Here is a 17481-nt window from a genome sequence, read left to right on the forward strand (position 1 = left end):
GGAATCAGATGCGCACGAGGTCGCCAAACGCATTGCTGCCGCGCGCATCGGGCACGAATGCCAGGCTGACGTGCGCACCATCGCGGCGCGCCTGCACGCGGTAGCTGCCTGCGGGCACGTCCACGAACAGGCCGCCGTAGGCCGTGTCCGGTTCCAGGCCGCCGCCCGTGACGTCTTCCCCGGCGCCGATGAAGACGCGGCCCGAGGCGATCGTCAGATGCACGACTACCTGCGGCTCGGCAAGTTCGGCGTGCAAGGCAATGTCATACGCGCCGTCGCCGCCCACGTTGAAAAACGCCACCTGCCCCGCATTCACGGCCGCCAGTTCCGCGCTGGGGATGCTCCACCAGTCACAGTCCTCTTCCAGCTTGTGGCGCAAGAGCGCAGGATCGAACACGCACACGGTGGCCGTGCCGGTCACAATACTCGTCATGCCGCCAGCGGCGCCGGTCCCAGCAGGGGCTGGCTCTCCACGTACTGCGCACTGGCTTGCGTTTGCCACGGAAAATGGCCATCGCGCGACGGCCAGACGATCTGGTACAAGATAAAATCATCGCCCTGGTAATACCAGCGCGCATAGCCGACATAGTTGCGATACTGCTCCACGGGCACGCGCACGAAGGCGCACTGATGGCCTTCCAGCAAGACGTCCGTGGTAGCCGTGAAATCCGTGATGGCGCCGCTGCGCGCGGCGTCCAGCGCCACGTCGAGTATCTGGTGGGCCATGGCACGCGGCAAGCCCATGATGAGAAATTCAGGCTGGCCAAAGCTGTGGCAAGCGCCTATGGTAAAAGCATAACCGGGACCTTCTTCATCGGCACTGATGTGGACGCCATGCCAGCCATGCGTGGCGATGTCGTCGATGACTTTTTGCTCGGATGCATCCTCGCCTGCCTGCCTTACCATGTTCCACCTTTCACTGTGCCGAAAACCATGCCGCCTTCGCGACATGCCTGCCAGCAATTATCGCATGCAGCGCGCGTCCACGTGCACAGCCCACGCTTCAGTCGCGCGGCGGCCGCGGTGGAAAGCGCACCTGGTGCCATTGCCGCATGCGCTGCTGCGCCTCCTGCAGCTGCGCCGGCTCCAGCCTGGCGGCAGCCGCTTCCCGCGCCCTGGCCGCCCCGCTATCGCCGCCCTCAGCCGCCAGCGCCAGCCACATGTAGCCGCAAACGGGATCCTTCTCCACGCCGCGCCCGCTGTTATACATGCCGCCCAGGTTGTATTGCGCCAGCGCATGACCCTGGCCGGCCGCGCGCGCATACCATTGCACGGCCAGGCCATCGTCTTGATGCACGCCATGACCGTTCGCATACATGACGCCCAGGTTGTTTTGCGCACTGGCATCGCCCTGCTCGGCCGCCGTGCGGTACCAGCGCACGGCGCACACCTCGTCGCGTTCGACGCCCTGGCCATTGGCATACATCACGCCCAGGTTGAACTGCGCATTCGAGGCGCCCTGGGCCGCCGCCCTGGCATACCAGTCGAGTGCCTGACGCAGGTCGCGGACGACGCCGCGTCCACCCGCAAACATGCCGCCGAGATTGTATTGCGCCATGCAATGGCCTTGCATGGCGGCACGCCGGTACCAAATGACGGCGCGCGCCTCATCCTTGTCCACGCCCTGGCCGCGCGCAAGCATCAGGCCCAGGTTGAACTGGGCGTCGGCGTCATCCTGCTCGGCCGCCCGCTGCAGCCAGGCGTAGGCGCGCAACTGGTCGGACGCCACGCCCAGGCCTTCCGCATACGCCACGCCGAGTTGCCGCTGCGCCACGGCCAGGCCTTGGGCCGCAGCCTGGCGGAACCAGGCCAGCGCCTGCGCATCGCTTTGCGCCACGCCCTGGCCCCGCTTGTAGACAAGCCCCAGGTTCAGCTGCGCCTGCGCATCGCCCTGCAAGGCTGCCTTGCGGAACCAGGCCAGGGCCAACGCATCGTTCTTCTTCGCGCCCAGCCCTTGCGCATAAGCTTCGCCCAGCAAGGATTGCGCGCTGGCCACGCCCTGTTCCGAGGCGCGGTAAAACCACGCCAGGGCCAGCTCGTCGCTCTGCAGCACGCCGCGTCCCTTGCGGTACATCTGCCCCAGGTTTTGCTGGGCCGAGGCATCGCCCTGAGCGGCCGCGCGGCGAAACCACAGCACGGCGTCCTCGTCGCTCTGTGCCACGCCGCGGCCATGGTAATACAGGGCACCCAGGTGATTCTGCGCGAAAGCCAGCCCTTGCAGCGCGGCCAGGCGCAGCCAGACAAAGGCACGCGCATCGTCCTGCGCCACGCCTTCACCCTTCTTGTACATCAGGCCCAGGTTGAACTGGGCATAGGCATTGCCCTGCTCGGCAGCCGTGCGGAACCAGATATACGCTTCGTGGCTATCTCTGGCAGTATGGTGCTTGTCCATGTGCGCCCCCATCCACATTGCGCTTGCCGGCAGCACGCGCAAAACGGCGGCCCAGGGCGGCGAAATCGTGTGTTGCTTAAATTTTAAATTCGATGCGGGGGAAGGACTTGAGCAGGCTCAAACGAAATAACAAAATTATATCGTTTTGATGAGCCCGCTTAGAGGGGAAACGGCGGTCAGCGGCGCGATGGGTGTTTTTGCAGGAATTGCGGCACCTTGGCGGCGGCCAGCTTGTTCAGCGACACGAGCAAATCCGCATCGACATCGGCGATGCCATAGCTGCTGCGCAAATGGCGGCCGATATGGATCAGCACTTGCGCCGCCACTTCCGCATCGGACTCGGCCCTGTGGGCGGCGCTCTTGAAGGCGATGCCCAGCTGGCTCGACAGCAAGCCCAGCTTGTAGCTGGCCATGCCGGGAAACACGCGGCGCGACAGTTTCAAGGAACACACGAGCGACTGGTGCGCCGGTGCCAGGTTCAGCCTGGCGCTTTCCGCGCGCAGGAATTTTTCATCGAAGCTGGCATTGTGCGCCGACAAGGCATCGCTGCCAATAAAATCCAGCAACTGCGGCACCACCTCGGCCACGGGCGGCGCCTTGTCCACCATGGCCTGCGTGATGCCCGTCAAGCCCGTGATGAACGAGGGAATGCGCGCATTGCAGTTGATCAGGGTCACATAGCGGTCGGTGATCTGCCCGCCCTCGATGCGCAGCGCCGCCACTTCCGTGATGCGGTCGCCCATGTCGGGCGACAATCCGGTCGTCTCGAAGTCGATCATGACGATCGGTTTGTCAAACACATTCATGAAGTCAGGCTCTTTCTGCGATGCTGCGGTGGGCCAGCTTAGCCGAACTTGCGCACGGCGTCCAGCGCCAAGCCGGCGCCAATACTGCCGAACAGGTCACCCTCGACCTTGCGCGCGGCCGGCACCAGGGCTGCGATCTTTTCGCGCAGCAGGCGCACGCCGCTTGAGCCACCCGTGAAGAAGACGGTATCGACGTTTTCCGGCGCCACGCCCGCGTCGCGCAGCAGGCGCAGCACGGTTTCTTCCACGGAACCGCACAGGTGGCCGATGGCTTCATCGAACTGCGTGCGTTTGAGCAACAGGCTTTGCGCGGGCGACAGGCGATCCAGCTCCAGCTGCACTTCGGCCGCGTCGGACAATGCGATCTTGCCCTCTTCCACTTTCATGGCCAGCCAGTGGCCGGCGCGCTCGTCGATCAGCTTTTGCAAGCGCCCCATCTTGTCTTGCTCACGCGCATCGCGGCACACGTCGGCCAGCTGCACCCAGATCTTCTTCGTGTACGCCAGGTTGATCGTGTGCCAGGTAGCCAGGTTGAAATAATAGCTGGACGGCACTTCGCTATTGTTGTGCAGGCGGCTGCCATAGCCGAGCAAAGGCATGACGGAAGACAGGCTCAGGTATTTATCGAAATCCGTGCCACCGATGTGCACGCCGCCGGTGGCGAGAATGTCGTCACGCCGCTCGGCCTTTTTCGCGCGCTCGGGTGACAAACGGACCAGCGAAAAGTCGGAGGTACCGCCGCCGATGTCGGCGATCAGCACCAGTTCTTCCTTGTCGATTTGCGACTCGTAGTCGAAGGCGGCGGCAATCGGTTCGAACTGGAAGGCGACATCCTTGAAGCCGACGGAGCGGGCCACTTCGGCCAGCGTGTCCTGCGCCAGCTGGTCGGCTTGCGCATTGTCATCGATAAAGAAGACGGGACGGCCGAACACGGCGGACGAGAATTCGCGGCCGGCGGACTGCTCGGCGCGGCGTTTCACTTCACCAATGAATTGGGCCAGCAACATGCGAAATGGCAAGGCGCGGCCACCGACTTCCGTCTGGCCATCGATGAGACTCGTGCCCAGCAAGCTTTTCAGCGAGCGCATCAGGCGGCCCTCGTAACCGGCCAGATAGCCGGCCAGCGCCGCGCGGCCAAAACTGACTTCCTCGTCTTCCGCATTGAAGAAGACGACGGACGGTAAGGTCGTCTTGCCATCTTCCAGGCCGAGCATGGTGCTCTGCCCGGGACGTGCCCAGCCTACCGTGGAATTTGACGTGCCGAAATCGACGCCGCAAGCATTGGCCATGTCGACCCTTCCCTGAATAAAGGGGCGTTATGTTATCAGAAGGCAGGCCATTGCACCAGCAAAACCATTCAGCCCGGCCAACATCACAAGATTGCTTTGCATCAAGTACTGGCCGCGCGTAAAAGCTACTCTTGGGAGTGACGCCGAACAACTCGGCCAGCTCCCGGAGACCCATCGTGCCCCCCAAACCCTCTGCGCCGGCTGCGCGCTGTCAACGATGGCGGCAAGCTGGCCTTGCCAAATGCAAAGATTTCCTTTGCCGCCGATTCCGGCATCCTCGGCAGCGTCGATGCCGTGACGGACAAGACAAGACAAGACAAGACAAGGATGCCGTGTCCGTCAGTGCGCTGGGGGCCGCCGCCACGCAGGCGTCTGCCCTGGCCGGCAGCGACCTGCGCCTGAGTTCAGCCGTAGGCCAGGATGCCAGCGGCGCGGACGTGCTGCCGGAGATCGCCACCCTGGCGTGCCAGCCCATCGACCACTTGCCATTCAGTCATATTTTTTGCAACATGAACAAGAAAACAGTCTTGCCATGCGGCAATCTTTTACGCTATGCTCATTCTGCCCGCCCAGGCCGCCACAAGCGGCCGGGCCTGCAGGAATACTTTGAGACAGGTTGCTTGCCAGACCAATATGCGAAAAAAGAATACTGTAGCCCGGACACCCAGCACCGCCAGCCGCGCCATACCCGGCGCCGGACGGCGCGTGACCTCGTATGACGTGGCCCTGCTGGCCGGCGTGTCGCAATCGGCCGTGTCGCGCTGCTTCAAGCCGGGCGCCAGCATCTCACAAGCCACCCACGCCAAGGTCATGCAGGCGGCCATCAGCCTCGACTACATCCCCAACGCGGCCGCGCGCAGCCTGATCACGCGGCGCTCGAACCTAGTGGCCGTCATCATTTCCAACCTGGCCAACCTGTACTATCCGCAAGTGCTGTCCGATCTGAGCCAGCAAATCGCCCGCCAGGGCAAGCGCCTGTTACTGTTTACCCTGGAGCGCGAAGCGGACATCGGCAAGGTCTTGTGCGATGTGTGGCAATACCAGGTCGACGGCGCCGTCGTGGCCGCCTGCCTGTCGGACGAGCAGATGGCCGAATTCGGCCGGCGCGACGTGCCGCTGGTGCTGTTCAACCGCAGCCCGCGCGAGCACGCCGTACACGCCGTGCTGTGCGACCAGGGTGAAGCGGCGCGCCTGCTCGTCTCGCGCCTGGCCGAGGCGGGCCACCGCCAGTTCGCCATCATCGACGGTCCCGGCGACTCGGCCGTCGCGCAGGAACGCAAGGCCGGCATGCTCGACCGTTTGCTGACCCTGGGCTTGCCTGCCCCCATCGTCGTCAGCGGCAACTACGATTACGCCAGCGGCGGACGGGGCTTGCGCAAGGTCATCGACCGCCTGGGCCGCGTGCCGGACGCCGTCATTTGCGGCAACGACATCATGGCCATCGGCTGCCTGGACACGGCGCGCCACCAGATGGGCATCCAGGTGCCGCTGCAAATGTCGGTGGCCGGTTTCGACGCGCTGGAAGCGTCGGGCTGGCTCAGCTACGACATCACCACCCTGCGCCAGCCCGTGCAAAAGATGGCCACCGACGCCGTCGCCATGCTGGGCGAACTGATGGAACGGCGCGGCGGCAGCGCCGAGCGGCGCCGCTATTGCTCGTATCTGGTGGAGGGAAGTACGGCGCGGCTGACCAGCGAACCGGCGTATATGGCGCAGCGCCTGGGAATAATGGCCGCCGCCTGAAAACAAAAAAACCTCGCATCGCTGCGAGGTTTTTCATTTTCAGGACCAAGGAATCAACCGAAGATCTTGCCCTTGAGCATATTCAAACCCTGGCTGACGAGGTCATTGCCTTCCGGTACCTGACCGTCCGGCGTCAGCTTGTCGATCAGCTGGGGCAGCAAGGCTGCCAGGCCGCCCGAGGCCGCGTCCGGGGCGACGCCGGCTTTTTCAGCGATCTGGGTGATCGTATCGCTACCCAGCGCATCCTTGATCTGTTCGCCGGAAACGGGCGCATTGGCGCCGGTGCCGATCCAGCTGGCTACCTGGTCGCCCAGGCCGCTTTCCTGGAATTTCTGCAGCAGGCCGGGCAAGCCGCCGTGCTGGTTAACCAGGTCCATCACACTGGCCATCAATCCCGATGGGGCTTCCCCGTCCGCACTTTTATTGCCCAAAGCGCTCATCGCCTGTCCTGCAAGTTGATCTAGCAAACTCATCGTATTCTCCTGAACGCTATCGATTCGTGCCGCGTGACTGCGGCATCCGGCATGGCGCAGACCATTCTCCACCATGGAAATCATTATACTATGAATAATAAAAATGCCATAATTGCAATTTCAAGGCGAACGCACGGACGGCCTCACTGTCGAGGCGCCCACCTCCATCATATTTAGTTCGGCACAACTTGCAAGCGTAAATTGACACTTCGCAAAAACGTGTAGAATTAATTTTCCTACTTACTGAGGAGTATCAACACATGAACATCAATAAAGCGGTAGACAAGGCTTACGAAAAAAAGACGTTCAAGGAAATCGCTGATGCCCCCGTCGATGCGCTGCAAGGCGTGAGCGAAAAAGATGCAGAGCTGCTCAAGCAGGCATTCAATATCAAGACCGTGCGCGACCTGGCAAACCTGAAATACTCGAAGTGGGCGCGCGCCATCGTTACCCTGGCCGATACGGAAGAATAGACCGGGCCATGCCTTTGGCATCCCCGTCAGCACAGCCCGCCCCAACCGGCGGGTTTTTTCATGCCGGCCCACTATCGGCTGGCAAGCCGATAGCCGCGCGGAGGCGCCATTGGCAACGCCGCTGACCCTGCCCGGCATCTGCTGGCCACTGCAAGCGAGCACGGGCCATCTTGCCGTCACCACCTCCCACATCACGGGCCATTTTCGCGCCGGCGCGGGACTGGACGCCATCATCGTCTGCGATCTGCTGCCCGCTGGAAAATTTCGCAATGGCGCGGCGCGGCACTGGTGCCGCACGCACCAGTGCTACTGGGGCACGCAGGCCGATCTGGCCGGCTGGCAAGCAACACAGCCCATGCGTTGCCGCCAGCACGCCAGCCCCATGGGCTATGTGCTGTATCCGGAACTGTTCGACCCCATGCAATTCCACGCCACCACCTTGCGCCTGGGTCCGGAGGGCTTGCTGCAACTGCGCGCCCGGTCCGATGACGGCGGCACCCTGCTGGCGCGCGAGCTGGTCGCGCTGGCCATCGACTGCCGCGCCCTGCCCGGCCTGTTTCCTCACGACATAGTGCAACTGAATATCACGCCGCCCGCCGCGCTGGCCCTCGCCGCCGCCTTGCAGGCCGGCGCGCCGCTCGCATGCAGCGATTGCGCCCGCTGCGGCCACCCGCACCTGGACCTGGGCAGCTTCGCGCTGGCGCCGCACCGGCGCCACAGTTGCGGCCACTGCGGCCACGACGCCTCGCACAGCGCCACGGCCATCGTCTCGACACCCTTGTGGCGGCTGCGCCAACGCTACCCGCAATGGTTCTGACGCAATGCGTCGGAAGGTGCGCCCGCCCACAGTCAGACACGGCACCGCCGCGTAGACTTGCCCCATCACCACTGCGAGGACAAGCCCATGCCACACGCGCAACACCAGGATGAAGATGGCCAGCCAGGCGATGAAGGCGACTTGTCCGACCTGCTCAGCGAATTGCGCATCCTCTTGCCGGGCGCGCAGATGCTGACGGCCTTCCTCATCATCCTGCCCTTCAACGGCGGCTTCGCGAAGATCGTGCAGGCGGAAAAAATCGTCTTCCTGCTGACATTTTTCCTGTCCATGACCAGCCTGGTGCTGCTCAGCGCTCCAGCCATCCAGCACCGCGTCATGCGTCCCCTGCAAGACCGCGAACGCTTCAAGCGCGTGGCCGACCGCATCATGATGTGCGGCGCCTTTTCCCTGGCCCTGGCGTTTATCCTTGGCACCAACCTGGTGATGTCGGAAGTGTTCGGCCACGTCGCCGGCATCGTCGCCTGCGTGCTGATGGGTGCGCTCATCGTCTGCATGTGGTGGTGGCTGCCCTTGCACCTGAAGCGCGCCAGGAAAATCTAGGCGACGACGCCCGCCTGCTCCAGCAAGGTTGCCCGAAAAATCCCCACCAGCGGACGCAGGTTGACCTTGTGCCAGGCCAGCCACAAGGGCGTGCGGTAGCTGAACCACGGCAATTCGCGCACGACGACGCCGGCCGGCGCGTGCTGGCGCAGGCTGTGCTGGATCATGGCCATGCCCAGCCCGGCCGCCACCAGGCCCAGCGCCGTCAGCGGTTCCGTTGCCTCCATGCGGATATCGGGCGTAAAGCCGGCGCGGGCGCAGGCTGCGATGAAATTATCGTGTTTCAGCGCGCTTTCCTTGTGCAGCACGGCGATCCACTCCTGGCCCGCCAGGTCGTCCGGCGTGAGATCCGCCTTGTGCGCCAGCGGGTGCGTCTCCGGCAAGGCCAGCAGCATGGGGTCGCTCAGCACTTGCGCGCAATCGAGGTCCGGGTCGTTCGGCAGCGGCGGTTCGCACAGCAGCGCGATATCGAGGCTGCGCTGGCGCAAGCCTTCGATCTGCTCGGCCGAATGCAGGTTGTACAGGGCGACGTGCACTTGCGGCCGCGTGGCGCGCAGGCTGCGCAAGCCGTCCGGCAAGACGCCCGCATGCATGGCGTTTTCGATATAGCCGATGCACAGGCCGCCTTCATCGCCGCGTCCCAGGCGTTTCGCCAATGCTTCCAGACGATTCCCGTGCGTAATAAAAGCGCGCGCTTCAGCCAGAAAGGTATGGCCGTCGCGCGTCAGGCGGATGCGCTGCGCGCTGCGCTCGAACAGGGTCAGGCCCAGCTTGTCTTCGAGCTGGGCGATTTGCCGGCTCAGCGGCGATTGGGAAATGTGCAAGCGCTCGGCGGCGCGCCCCACGTGCTCTTCCTCGGCGACGGCGATGAAGTATTGCAATTGGCGGATGTCCAGCATATCAGACCTTTCGGGACTCAAGTTGCGCCAATTATGTCTTGGACAGGCTTAACTTGTCCAGCTATTCTGTCTTCACTGATCCACACATTGAAGGAAAACATCATGAGTATCAAACACTTACTGACAGGCAAACTGGGTTTCGGCACGGCGCCGCTGGGCAATATGTTCCGCAACATTCCCGAGCAAGAAGCGCTGGCGACCGTCGACGCGGCCTGGGATAGCGGCATCCGCTATTTCGATACGGCCCCGTTCTATGGCGCCGGCCTGGCCGAGCTGCGCCTGGGCGCCGCCCTGAAGCAGCGCCGCCGCGACGAATACGTGCTGAGCACCAAGGTCGGCCGCCTGATCCTCGACGAACTGGAAGACCCGGCCAGCCGCGAACTGGGCGAAAAAGGCGGATTGTTCGAATTTGGCCGCAAGAACAAGATCGTCGATGACTATACGGCCGACGCCACCCTGCGCTCGATCGAAGACAGTTTGAAACGCCTGGATACGGACCACCTCGACATCGTCTGGGTACACGACATCGCCCAGGATTTCCACGGCGACAACTGGCTGGCGCAATTCGAGATAGCCCGCACGGGCGCCTTCCGCGTGTTGACCCGCTTGCGCGAAGAAGGCGTCATCAAGGCCTGGGGCGTGGGCGTGAACAAGGTGGAACCGCTGGAACTGACCCTGGATTTAAGCGAAGCGCAGCCGGACGCCTTCCTGCTGGCCGGCCGCTACACCCTGCTCGACCATGAACGGGCGCTGCAGCGCCTGATGCCCGCCGCGGCAAGGCAGAACGTCGACATCGTCGTGGGCGGCCCCTACAGCTCGGGCATCCTGGCCGGTGGCGCGCACTTTGAATACCAGAAGGCCTCGCCCGAAATCATTGCTAAAGTGGAACGCATCAAGGCCATCGCCGCGCGCCATGGCGTCAGCGTGAAGGCGGCCGCCCTGCAATTTTCTCTGGCCAATCCGGCCGTGGCTGCCGTGATCCCCGGCGCCAGCCGTCCGGAACGCCTGGCCGAAGACCAGCAAGCATTGAACAGCGTCATCCCGGCCGCCTTCTGGCAAGACATGCGCGCCGAACAGCTGGTGTCCGCCTTCGCTCCGCTGCCTGGCAGCGCTACCTAATAGATACAAGGAACTCATCATGGCACATACCACTACCTCGATCGACATCGCCGCCACGCCGGCGCAAGTGTGGCAACTGATCGGCGGCTTCAACTCGCTACCCGACTGGCTGCCCTACATTCCCAGCAGCACCCTCAGCGACGGGGGGCGCATCCGCCACCTGGCCAACCCGGCCGGCGACGTCATCGTCGAGCAGCTGGAAGCGTACGACAACACAGCGCGCAGCTACAGCTATTCGATTCTGCAGGCGCCGTTTCCCGCCAGCGATTACCTGTCGACCCTGCAAGTGAGCCCGATTGCCGGCAGCGCTGGCGCGCGGGTCACCTGGTCCGGCCGCTTCACCGCTGTCGGCGTGAGCGAGCAGGAAGTGACGGAGCTGTTCCACGGCATTTATGTGGCGGGGCTGGAAGCGTTGCAACAAACCTTGTCTGAATAAACGGCAAGCAGGAACCAATTCCGCCACAGCCGTGCAATCTTCGCCCGCCTGTGGCGGAATCCGGCGGATTCCGTGTTATCGTTAACAACAAGCGCAAGCGCTGTTATGTGCAGTGCAGCATATTTTGGCCGCCTCCCGGCAGAACTTGCCCGAATCTTTTACAATGTTGACTGTGGGCAGCTCTTCTGGCCCGAAACGCCGGGGCTGCTACTTCTCCTTGCCTTTCTTCACTTCGCATCCGGTAGCGCATTGCTGCCACTGCGGCTGAGCCACAGCACGCTTCTTCACCCTGTCACACCCTTACCAAACTAACAAGAACATGCACGCATCCGTAGATCCCCTGATTCCGCGCGTCACCGCGCCTTTTGGCGCCGGCTATGCCGACCTGGCCCTGGCCATCGGCGGCCTCGCCATCGGCACGGGCGAATTCGCCTCCATGAGCATCCTGCCCGTGGTGGCCGACGACCTGGGCACGACCTTGCCGCAGATGAGCCACATGATCAGCGCCTACGCGCTGGGCGTGGTTGTCGGCGCGCCCCTGATCACCATCTTCCTGGCGCGCATGCCGCGCCGGCTGATGCTGATCTGTCTGATGCTAATGTTCGCTGGCGGCAACTTGCTCAGCGCCATCGCCCCCAATTATGGCTTGCTGGTCGTCGCCCGTTTTGTCGCCGGCATCCCCCACGGCGCCTATTTCGGCGTGGCGGCGCTGGTAGCGGCCGCCCTGGCCGAACCGGACAAGCGGGGCCAGGCTGTCGCGCGCGTCCTGATGGGCTTGACCGTGGCGAATATCTTTGGCGTGCCGCTGGCCACGTATATCGGCCAGACCCTGGGCTGGCGCTCGGCCTTCTTGCTGGTCGCCGCGCTGGGCTTGCTGACCATGCTGATGGTGCGCATCTTCGTGCCGATGGTGGCCGCCGGCGATTCCAGCCCACGCCGCGAACTGGGCGTGTTCCGCCGCCTGCAAGTGTGGCTGACCCTGCTGATGGTGGCGATCGGCTTCGGCGGCATGTTCGCCGTCTACACGTTTATTACGCCAACCTTGCTGGAAATCACGAAAGTGTCGCCCCTGGTCATTTCCATCCTGCTGGCCATCATCGGCGTCGGCATGACGGTGGGTAACCTGATCGGCGGCTGGCTGGCCGACCGCTCGCGCCTCTGGACCATCTTTGGCGTGCTGTTGTGGAACGTGGCCGCCCTGGCCGCGTTTACTTATACGAGCAGCAACGTCTGGTTGACGGCGATCAACCTGTTCGCCATCGGCGCCGGCATCGCTGTCGCCCCGGCCGTGCAGACGCGTTTGATGGACGTGGCCGGCGACGCGCAAACCGTGGCTGCCGCCCTCAACCATTCCGCCTTCAACATCGCCAACGCCCTGGGCGCCTGGGCCGGCGGCATCGCCATCGCCATGGGCATGGGCTTGCGCTCGACGGGCTGGGTCGGCGCCATGCTGGCCTGCGGCGGCATCGTCGTGCTCGGCATTTCCGTGCTGGTGGAAAACCGCAGCCGCAATGTGGGCGCCGCGCAGCCGGCTTGATGGAATAAGCAGGCGGCCGCTGGCGCGTCAGCGCCCGGCGGCCTTAAGCGTCCACCCACGCAAACAGCGCCTTGTCCGGCGTGGCAGACCGATGCCAGTTCGATTTCAATTCCATCAGAAATCCGGCCAGATCGCATGGCTGGACATTCAGGTCCGCCCATGGCGCCGTTCTGGACCATGCCACGGCAAGCGCCAGCAAGTCATCATCCGCCATCCGGCCTATCGCTTGCGCAATCGCATCATTGAATACGTGAATGTCGCGCCCCTCGATCCGCAGGGGCCGCAGCACCGGTTCTGCCGACTGGGTCAGCAATTGACTCAGCGATGCAAAATCGAGTTCCCCTGGCAAGGTGATGCCGGTGACGGGAAACGCATCGAAGGCCTCTTCCCAGCTGGAACAGGCGCGCATCCCGGCGTCGGAACAGACAAAAATATCGATTTTCTTCATGTAATCAAGTCATGTATCAGTACGGCTGTTTATTGAGAAGCTCAAGCTTCGTTCAGCAAGGCACGCCCTGCCGGTCCGACCTCTCGCGGTCATACAGCCGTTCAAAGGCGCCGACATCGCCCGCTTCTGCCCACAAGCTTGCGATGTAGTCGAATTCCAGTTCGAACGGCTGCTGAAAATCGGACACGTCGAGCGCGTATTCGCAGTTGCGGCTCAGCATGACCAGCCAGTCGGGATAAGCTAGCGCCGGGTACAAGCGGGTAAAGATGGCATCGAGCGAAGACACGCTTTCGCGCCCTGCCAGATAAGCGGCACGCAACTCGACGATGTATTTGCCAGCCAGGAATTGTTCCTCCAGGCGCACATCGCCACGGTAGCGTCCGATGATGGCCTCGGCCAGCGGCAGCACCTCGTCAACGCCCCGGGCGCTGGCCAGCAGCACGATATCAAGATCGTCGCCTTCCTGATCGAGGCGCAAGCGTTCGACGGCCCAGTCCACGCAGCGGTCGGCATGGCCAAATCCCATGCGCAGCTGGAAAACGGCGATTTCCAACTCTGTCAATTGTTCCATGATTTTCATTTTTCTGATGCCATCCTTACTCCGCCCGCAGCATCTTTTGCAGCACCGCATCGAGCTCATAAAAATCCACCGGCTTGGTCAGGTGCAAATCAAAGCCCGCATCGGACGCCATCTGGCGGTCCCTGTCCTGGCCCCAGCCCGTGACGGCCACGAGGATGGCGTCCTTGCCGCAGGGTTCACTACGCAACAGCCGCGCCACGTCGTAGCCATTCATGTGCGGCAAGCCGATGTCGAGCAGGATCACTTGCGGCATGAAAACTTGTGCCGCCGCCATGCCGGCAGTGCCGTCGTAGGCCGTGCGCACGTCATAGCCGAGGATGTCGAGCGCCAGCGCCAGGCTTTCGGCTGCGTCGGCGCTGTCATCGATGACCAGCACCTTGCCTTCGCGCGTGCCGGCCAGCAGGCGGCGGTCGGGTTCGGGCGGCGCTTGCAGGGGCACGGCCGGCAGCGGCAGGCGCAGGGCGAAGGTGCTGCCCTGCCCGACGCCGTCGCTGTGCGCGCTGATGCTGCCGCCATGCAATTCGGCCAGACCGCGCACCAGCGACAGGCCGATGCCCAGGCCGCCCTGGGCGCGCGACAGGGCCGGTTCCAGCTGCGAAAACAGCTCGAACACCTTGTCCAGATGCTCGGGCGCGATGCCGATGCCCGAATCGCGCACGCGAATGTACACGTCGTTGTCCGTGCATGCCACTTCCAGCCCGATGACGCCGTTGGCAGGCGTGTACTTGATGGCGTTGGTCAGCAGGTTGGCGATCATCTGGCCCAGGCGCGTCGCGTCAGCGTCGAGCCAGATGGCTTGCGGCCATTGCTCCACGAGCACCTTGTGGCCGGATTGCACCGCCAACTCCGCCACGCTGTGCAGGGCCGCTTCCACCACGGGCCCCAGTTCCACGCTGGCGCGGCGCAGTTCCAGACGGCCCTGCGTGATGCGCGACACTTCCATCAAATCGTCGACCAGGTGCGTCATGTGCCCCACTTGCCGGCCCAGCACATCGCGCGCCCAGCGCAGCTGCGGGTCGTCCAGTTGCGCCAGGCGCAACACTTCCAGCACGTTGCGCATGGGCGCCAGCGGATTGCGCAGCTCATGCGCCAGGGTCGCCAGGAACTCGTCCTTGCGCCGGTCGGCGGCCGCCAGCTGCTCGTTGAGCTCGCCTGCCTCCTTGCGCGCCAGTTGCAACTGCTGCTCGTACTTGCGCCGGTCGCTGGCGACAAAGACGGCGATCTCGTCATACCGCACGCCTTCGTGCACGCGGCGCACGGCATTGAACAGCATGGGGATGGCTTGGCCCTGGCGCTGGCGCATGTCGAGCAATATTTCCGATACGCTGCCCTGCACCTGCATCAAAGGCAGCCAGTGCGTCTGGTGGAAGACGCGCCCGCCGATGGTCAGCAAGTCCTGCAGTTTCTTTTTCCCGAGCAACTCCCCTGCGCCATAGCCGAGCCAGCCGCAAAAAGTGGCATTCGCCTGCACGATGGTGCCGTCGGCCGTGCACAGCAGCAAACCGCAGGCCGCGTGCTGGAACAAAGTATCGGCGTCAGGCAAGGAAGGCATCATGTCGCGCATTACAGGTGCAGGCCGTCGAGAAAGTGACGGATGGCGCGATAGCTGGCATCGGGCACGCTCATGTGCGGGCAATGGCCCACATTTTCGAGCACCTGCAGGCTGCTGTGCGGCAGCGTTTCGCGCAGGTAGTCGCCCACGGAAGGTGGCGCGATGAAGTCGTCGCTGCACTGCACGATCAGGGCCGGCGTGCTGTTGTGCGGCAAGACGGCGCGGTGGTCGGACAAGAACGTCGCTTGCGCGAAATGCCGGGCGATGACGGGATCGGTGCGGCAAAAGCTGTTCACCAGGTCTTGCCCCAGCGCCGGCTGGCCGGGCGCGCCCATGATGGCAGGCGCCATGCCGGCCGACCAGCCCAGGTAATTGCTGTCCATGGCACCGAGCAAGTCGTCGATATCGGCACGGCTGAAGCCGCCCCGGTAGCCGGCCGCCACATCGTCGACATAGCACGGCGACGGCGCCAGCATGACTTGCGCGGCGAACAGCGACGGCTCGGCGATCGTGGCCAGCAAGGTGCTCATGGCACTGACGGAATGGCCGACGCAAATCACGGGAGCGCCACCGGCGGCGTGGATGACCTGGCGCAAATCGGCGCCATGCGCGTCGAGCCGCGCGTAGCTATCGAAATCATAGGCCCCCAGGTCGGAAGCACCGCTGCCGACCAGGTCGAACAGCACAGTGCGGTAGTGCGGACGAAACAGCGGCTCCAGGTAACGCCACATGGTTTGATCGCAGCCAAAGCCATGCATGAACACCATGGTGGCTGCCGCGTTCCTTTGGGGCATAGCGCTGCATTCGCGAATGCGGACATTGTTCCGGTCTTCTATGCGCATGCCGCTTCAGCCTTGAATATTTCCATGTGGAATGTAAATTAACTTCTTGCTAGCATCTTAGCATGCGCTATTTAACCTTGGGCAACACCATTGGGGCTGGACAAACGCCACGCCACGGCGGATAATGAGAACGATTCCCATTATCAAAAATGTCAGGCCTGTACCAGGCCCATATTTGGCTCTTCCTGTGCGCCGCCTTGGCGCCTGCTGGCGGCAACAAGCCGGTTTCATGTTGAAGGTTTGTACCGCATGCGCGCTTTCTGGACTGTCATACACCGCTGGGCCGGCCTGACCATCGCCCTCTTCCTCATCGTTGCGGGCCTCACGGGTGCCGTCACGTCGTGGGACCACGAACTGGACGAATGGCTCAACGCCGACATCATGGACACGCCGGGCCGCGGTCCCCTGCAGCCACCGTTTGTGCTGGCACAAAAAGTCGCGGCCGCCGACCCGCGCGTGGAAGTCAATTACATGACCCTGGGCCTGGAAGAAGGCCATGCGGGCGCCTTCATGGTGCGGCCATTGACCGACCCGGCCACGAACAAGCCGTTCGTGCTCGACTACAACACCGTCTATATCGATCCCGTCACGGCGCAGATCACGGGCAAGCGCGATTCGACGGCCATTTCCCTGTCGCGCCGCAGCCTGATGCCGTTCCTGCGCCATCTGCACTACAGCCTGCACGTGCCCGCCTTCTGGGGCACGGACCGCTGGGGTTACTGGCTGATGGGCACGGTGGCCCTGATCTGGCTGCTCGACAGCATGGTGGCCTTGTATCTGACCACGCCGCGCCGTTTGCGCCCGCGCGCTCAGGACGAGGCGCCACGCCACCGCGACGCCGCCAGTTGGTGGCAGCGCTGGAAACCGTCGTGGGTGGTGCGCTGGGCAGCCGGCGGCTACAAACTCAATTTCGATCTGCACCGCGCGGGCGGTCTGTGGGTGTGGCTCATCATCATTGTCGTCGCGTTTACCTCGTTCTCGCTGAACCTGTACCGGGAAGTGTTTTATCCCGTCATGTCGCTCGTGTCCACCACCACACCGGGACCGTACGAAACGCAGACGCCGGCGCCCTACGGCACCTACATCACACCCGTGATCGGCTTCGAGCAAGCCGTCGAAATCGCCAAAAAGCAGGCCGTACAGCGCGGCATCACGGCGCCCATCGGCGGCATTTATTATGGCGGCAATTACTCGTTCTACAACGTCTCCTTCTTCGACCCGGCCGACGAGTTCGGCGCGGCCGGCATGGGCCTGTCGAACCTGTACATCGACGGCATGGACGGCAGCATCATCGGCCAGCACAAGCCGTGGGAAGGCACGGCCGCCGATGTCTTCGTGCAACTGCAATTCCCCCTGCACTCGGGCCGCATCCTCGGCTTGCCGGGACGCATTCTGATGTCCTTCATGGGCCTCATGGTCGCCATGCTGTCGGTGACGGGCATCGTCATCTGGGAGCGCAAACGGCGCGCGCGCCGGCTGCAGGCGCGAAGCCATTGAACGTCAGCTGAAGCAAC

The 17481-nt window shown here is 63.5% G+C and carries 20 protein-coding genes; 9 read left to right on the forward strand and 11 right to left on the reverse strand.

Annotated elements, in window-relative coordinates; translation table 11 throughout:
* Nucleotides 1-4 precede the first annotated feature (4 nt).
* From CSQ93_RS04485 to CSQ93_RS04505, 5 genes are all read right to left on the reverse strand, one after another.
* On the reverse strand, nt 5-433 hold the full coding sequence (locus CSQ93_RS04485; protein ID WP_099376940.1) for a DUF6386 family protein: 429 nt from the start codon (nt 431-433) through the stop codon (nt 5-7).
* Complete coding sequence (locus tag CSQ93_RS04490; protein ID WP_099376941.1) at nt 430-906, reverse strand: DUF4262 domain-containing protein; 477 nt, start codon at nt 904-906, stop codon at nt 430-432. Before CSQ93_RS04490 ends, CSQ93_RS04485 begins: the two co-directional genes overlap by 4 nt.
* Nucleotides 907-1003: 97 nt before the next feature.
* A complete protein-coding gene (locus CSQ93_RS29645) occupies nt 1004-2392 on the reverse strand; it encodes a tetratricopeptide repeat protein (protein ID WP_099376942.1) in 1389 nt (462 codons plus the stop codon).
* Between the two features lie 176 nt (nt 2393-2568).
* Nucleotides 2569-3198, reverse strand: coding sequence for a 3'-5' exonuclease (locus CSQ93_RS04500; protein WP_199534252.1), 630 nt, complete (start codon nt 3196-3198; stop codon nt 2569-2571).
* A 38-nt stretch (nt 3199-3236) separates the two neighbouring features.
* Nucleotides 3237-4487, reverse strand: coding sequence for an Hsp70 family protein (locus CSQ93_RS04505; protein WP_099376943.1), 1251 nt, complete (start codon nt 4485-4487; stop codon nt 3237-3239).
* A 332-nt stretch (nt 4488-4819) separates the two neighbouring features.
* Here CSQ93_RS04505 and CSQ93_RS29340 point away from each other — a divergent pair, with 332 nt between their 5' ends.
* Both CSQ93_RS29340 and CSQ93_RS04510 read left to right on the forward strand, forming a co-directional pair.
* The gene (locus CSQ93_RS29340) at nt 4820-5206 is read left to right on the forward strand and encodes a hypothetical protein (RefSeq protein WP_233516037.1); all 387 of its coding nucleotides are present in this window, start codon (nt 4820-4822) and stop codon (nt 5204-5206) included.
* A complete protein-coding gene (locus tag CSQ93_RS04510; RefSeq protein WP_233516038.1) occupies nt 5193-6230 on the forward strand; it encodes a LacI family DNA-binding transcriptional regulator in 1038 nt (345 codons plus the stop codon). The genes CSQ93_RS29340 and CSQ93_RS04510 overlap by 14 nt, the downstream gene beginning before the upstream one ends.
* A gap of 53 nt (nt 6231-6283) precedes the next feature.
* On the opposite strand, the gene CSQ93_RS04515 is transcribed toward CSQ93_RS04510, so the two are convergent.
* Nucleotides 6284-6703 carry a YidB family protein gene (locus CSQ93_RS04515; RefSeq protein WP_034751100.1) on the reverse strand — a complete coding sequence of 140 codons (420 nt, stop codon included), beginning with the start codon at nt 6701-6703 and terminating at the stop codon, nt 6284-6286.
* A gap of 260 nt (nt 6704-6963) precedes the next feature.
* On the opposite strand from CSQ93_RS04515, the gene CSQ93_RS04520 reads away from it, so the two are divergent.
* From CSQ93_RS04520 to CSQ93_RS04530, 3 genes are all read left to right on the forward strand, one after another.
* Nucleotides 6964-7176, forward strand: coding sequence for a hypothetical protein (locus tag CSQ93_RS04520; protein WP_034751103.1), 213 nt, complete (start codon nt 6964-6966; stop codon nt 7174-7176).
* Between the two features lie 109 nt (nt 7177-7285).
* Nucleotides 7286-7993, forward strand: a complete 708-nt coding sequence (locus tag CSQ93_RS04525) for a hypothetical protein (protein WP_099376945.1) — start codon at nt 7286-7288, stop codon at nt 7991-7993.
* Nucleotides 7994-8080: 87 nt separating this feature from the next.
* Entirely contained in the window at nt 8081-8554 is a 474-nt protein-coding gene (locus CSQ93_RS04530; RefSeq protein ID WP_099376946.1) for a DUF6328 family protein, read from the forward strand.
* On the opposite strand, the gene CSQ93_RS04535 is transcribed toward CSQ93_RS04530, so the two are convergent.
* Nucleotides 8551-9453: a LysR family transcriptional regulator gene (locus CSQ93_RS04535; protein WP_099376947.1), complete on the reverse strand. Its 903-nt coding sequence runs from the start codon at nt 9451-9453 to the stop codon at nt 8551-8553. The genes CSQ93_RS04530 and CSQ93_RS04535 overlap by 4 nt on opposite strands.
* 102 nt (nt 9454-9555) lie before the next feature.
* On the opposite strand from CSQ93_RS04535, the gene CSQ93_RS04540 reads away from it, so the two are divergent.
* The 3 genes from CSQ93_RS04540 (at nt 9556) to CSQ93_RS04550 (ending at nt 12545) form a co-directional block, all read left to right on the forward strand.
* Entirely contained in the window at nt 9556-10572 is a 1017-nt protein-coding gene (locus CSQ93_RS04540; protein ID WP_099376948.1) for an aldo/keto reductase, read from the forward strand.
* 19 nt (nt 10573-10591) lie between these two features.
* Entirely contained in the window at nt 10592-11008 is a 417-nt protein-coding gene (locus CSQ93_RS04545; protein ID WP_099376949.1) for an SRPBCC family protein, read from the forward strand.
* A gap of 319 nt (nt 11009-11327) precedes the next feature.
* A complete protein-coding gene (locus CSQ93_RS04550; RefSeq protein WP_099376950.1) occupies nt 11328-12545 on the forward strand; it encodes an MFS transporter in 1218 nt (405 codons plus the stop codon).
* 43 nt (nt 12546-12588) lie between these two features.
* On the opposite strand, the gene CSQ93_RS04555 is transcribed toward CSQ93_RS04550, so the two are convergent.
* Genes CSQ93_RS04555 through CSQ93_RS04570 form a run of 4 tightly spaced genes read right to left on the reverse strand, consistent with a single transcriptional unit; the run spans nt 12589 to nt 15967 of the window.
* Entirely contained in the window at nt 12589-12993 is a 405-nt protein-coding gene (locus CSQ93_RS04555; protein ID WP_099376951.1) for a hypothetical protein, read from the reverse strand.
* A 52-nt stretch (nt 12994-13045) separates the two neighbouring features.
* Nucleotides 13046-13564, reverse strand: coding sequence for a hypothetical protein (locus tag CSQ93_RS04560; RefSeq protein WP_158301115.1), 519 nt, complete (start codon nt 13562-13564; stop codon nt 13046-13048).
* Nucleotides 13565-13589: 25 nt separating this feature from the next.
* Nucleotides 13590-15128, reverse strand: coding sequence for a hybrid sensor histidine kinase/response regulator (locus tag CSQ93_RS04565; protein WP_099377140.1), 1539 nt, complete (start codon nt 15126-15128; stop codon nt 13590-13592).
* An 8-nt stretch (nt 15129-15136) separates the two neighbouring features.
* Entirely contained in the window at nt 15137-15967 is an 831-nt protein-coding gene (locus tag CSQ93_RS04570) for an alpha/beta fold hydrolase (protein ID WP_099376953.1), read from the reverse strand.
* A gap of 249 nt (nt 15968-16216) precedes the next feature.
* Between CSQ93_RS04570 and CSQ93_RS04575 the strand changes: the two genes are divergently transcribed.
* Nucleotides 16217-17464, forward strand: a complete 1248-nt coding sequence (locus tag CSQ93_RS04575; protein WP_099377141.1) for a PepSY-associated TM helix domain-containing protein — start codon at nt 16217-16219, stop codon at nt 17462-17464.
* Nucleotides 17465-17481: the final 17 nt, after the last annotated feature.

Origin of the sequence: Janthinobacterium sp. BJB426 (assembly GCF_002735705.1) — a bacterium.
Taxonomy (GTDB): Bacteria; Pseudomonadota; Gammaproteobacteria; order Burkholderiales; family Burkholderiaceae_D; genus Janthinobacterium.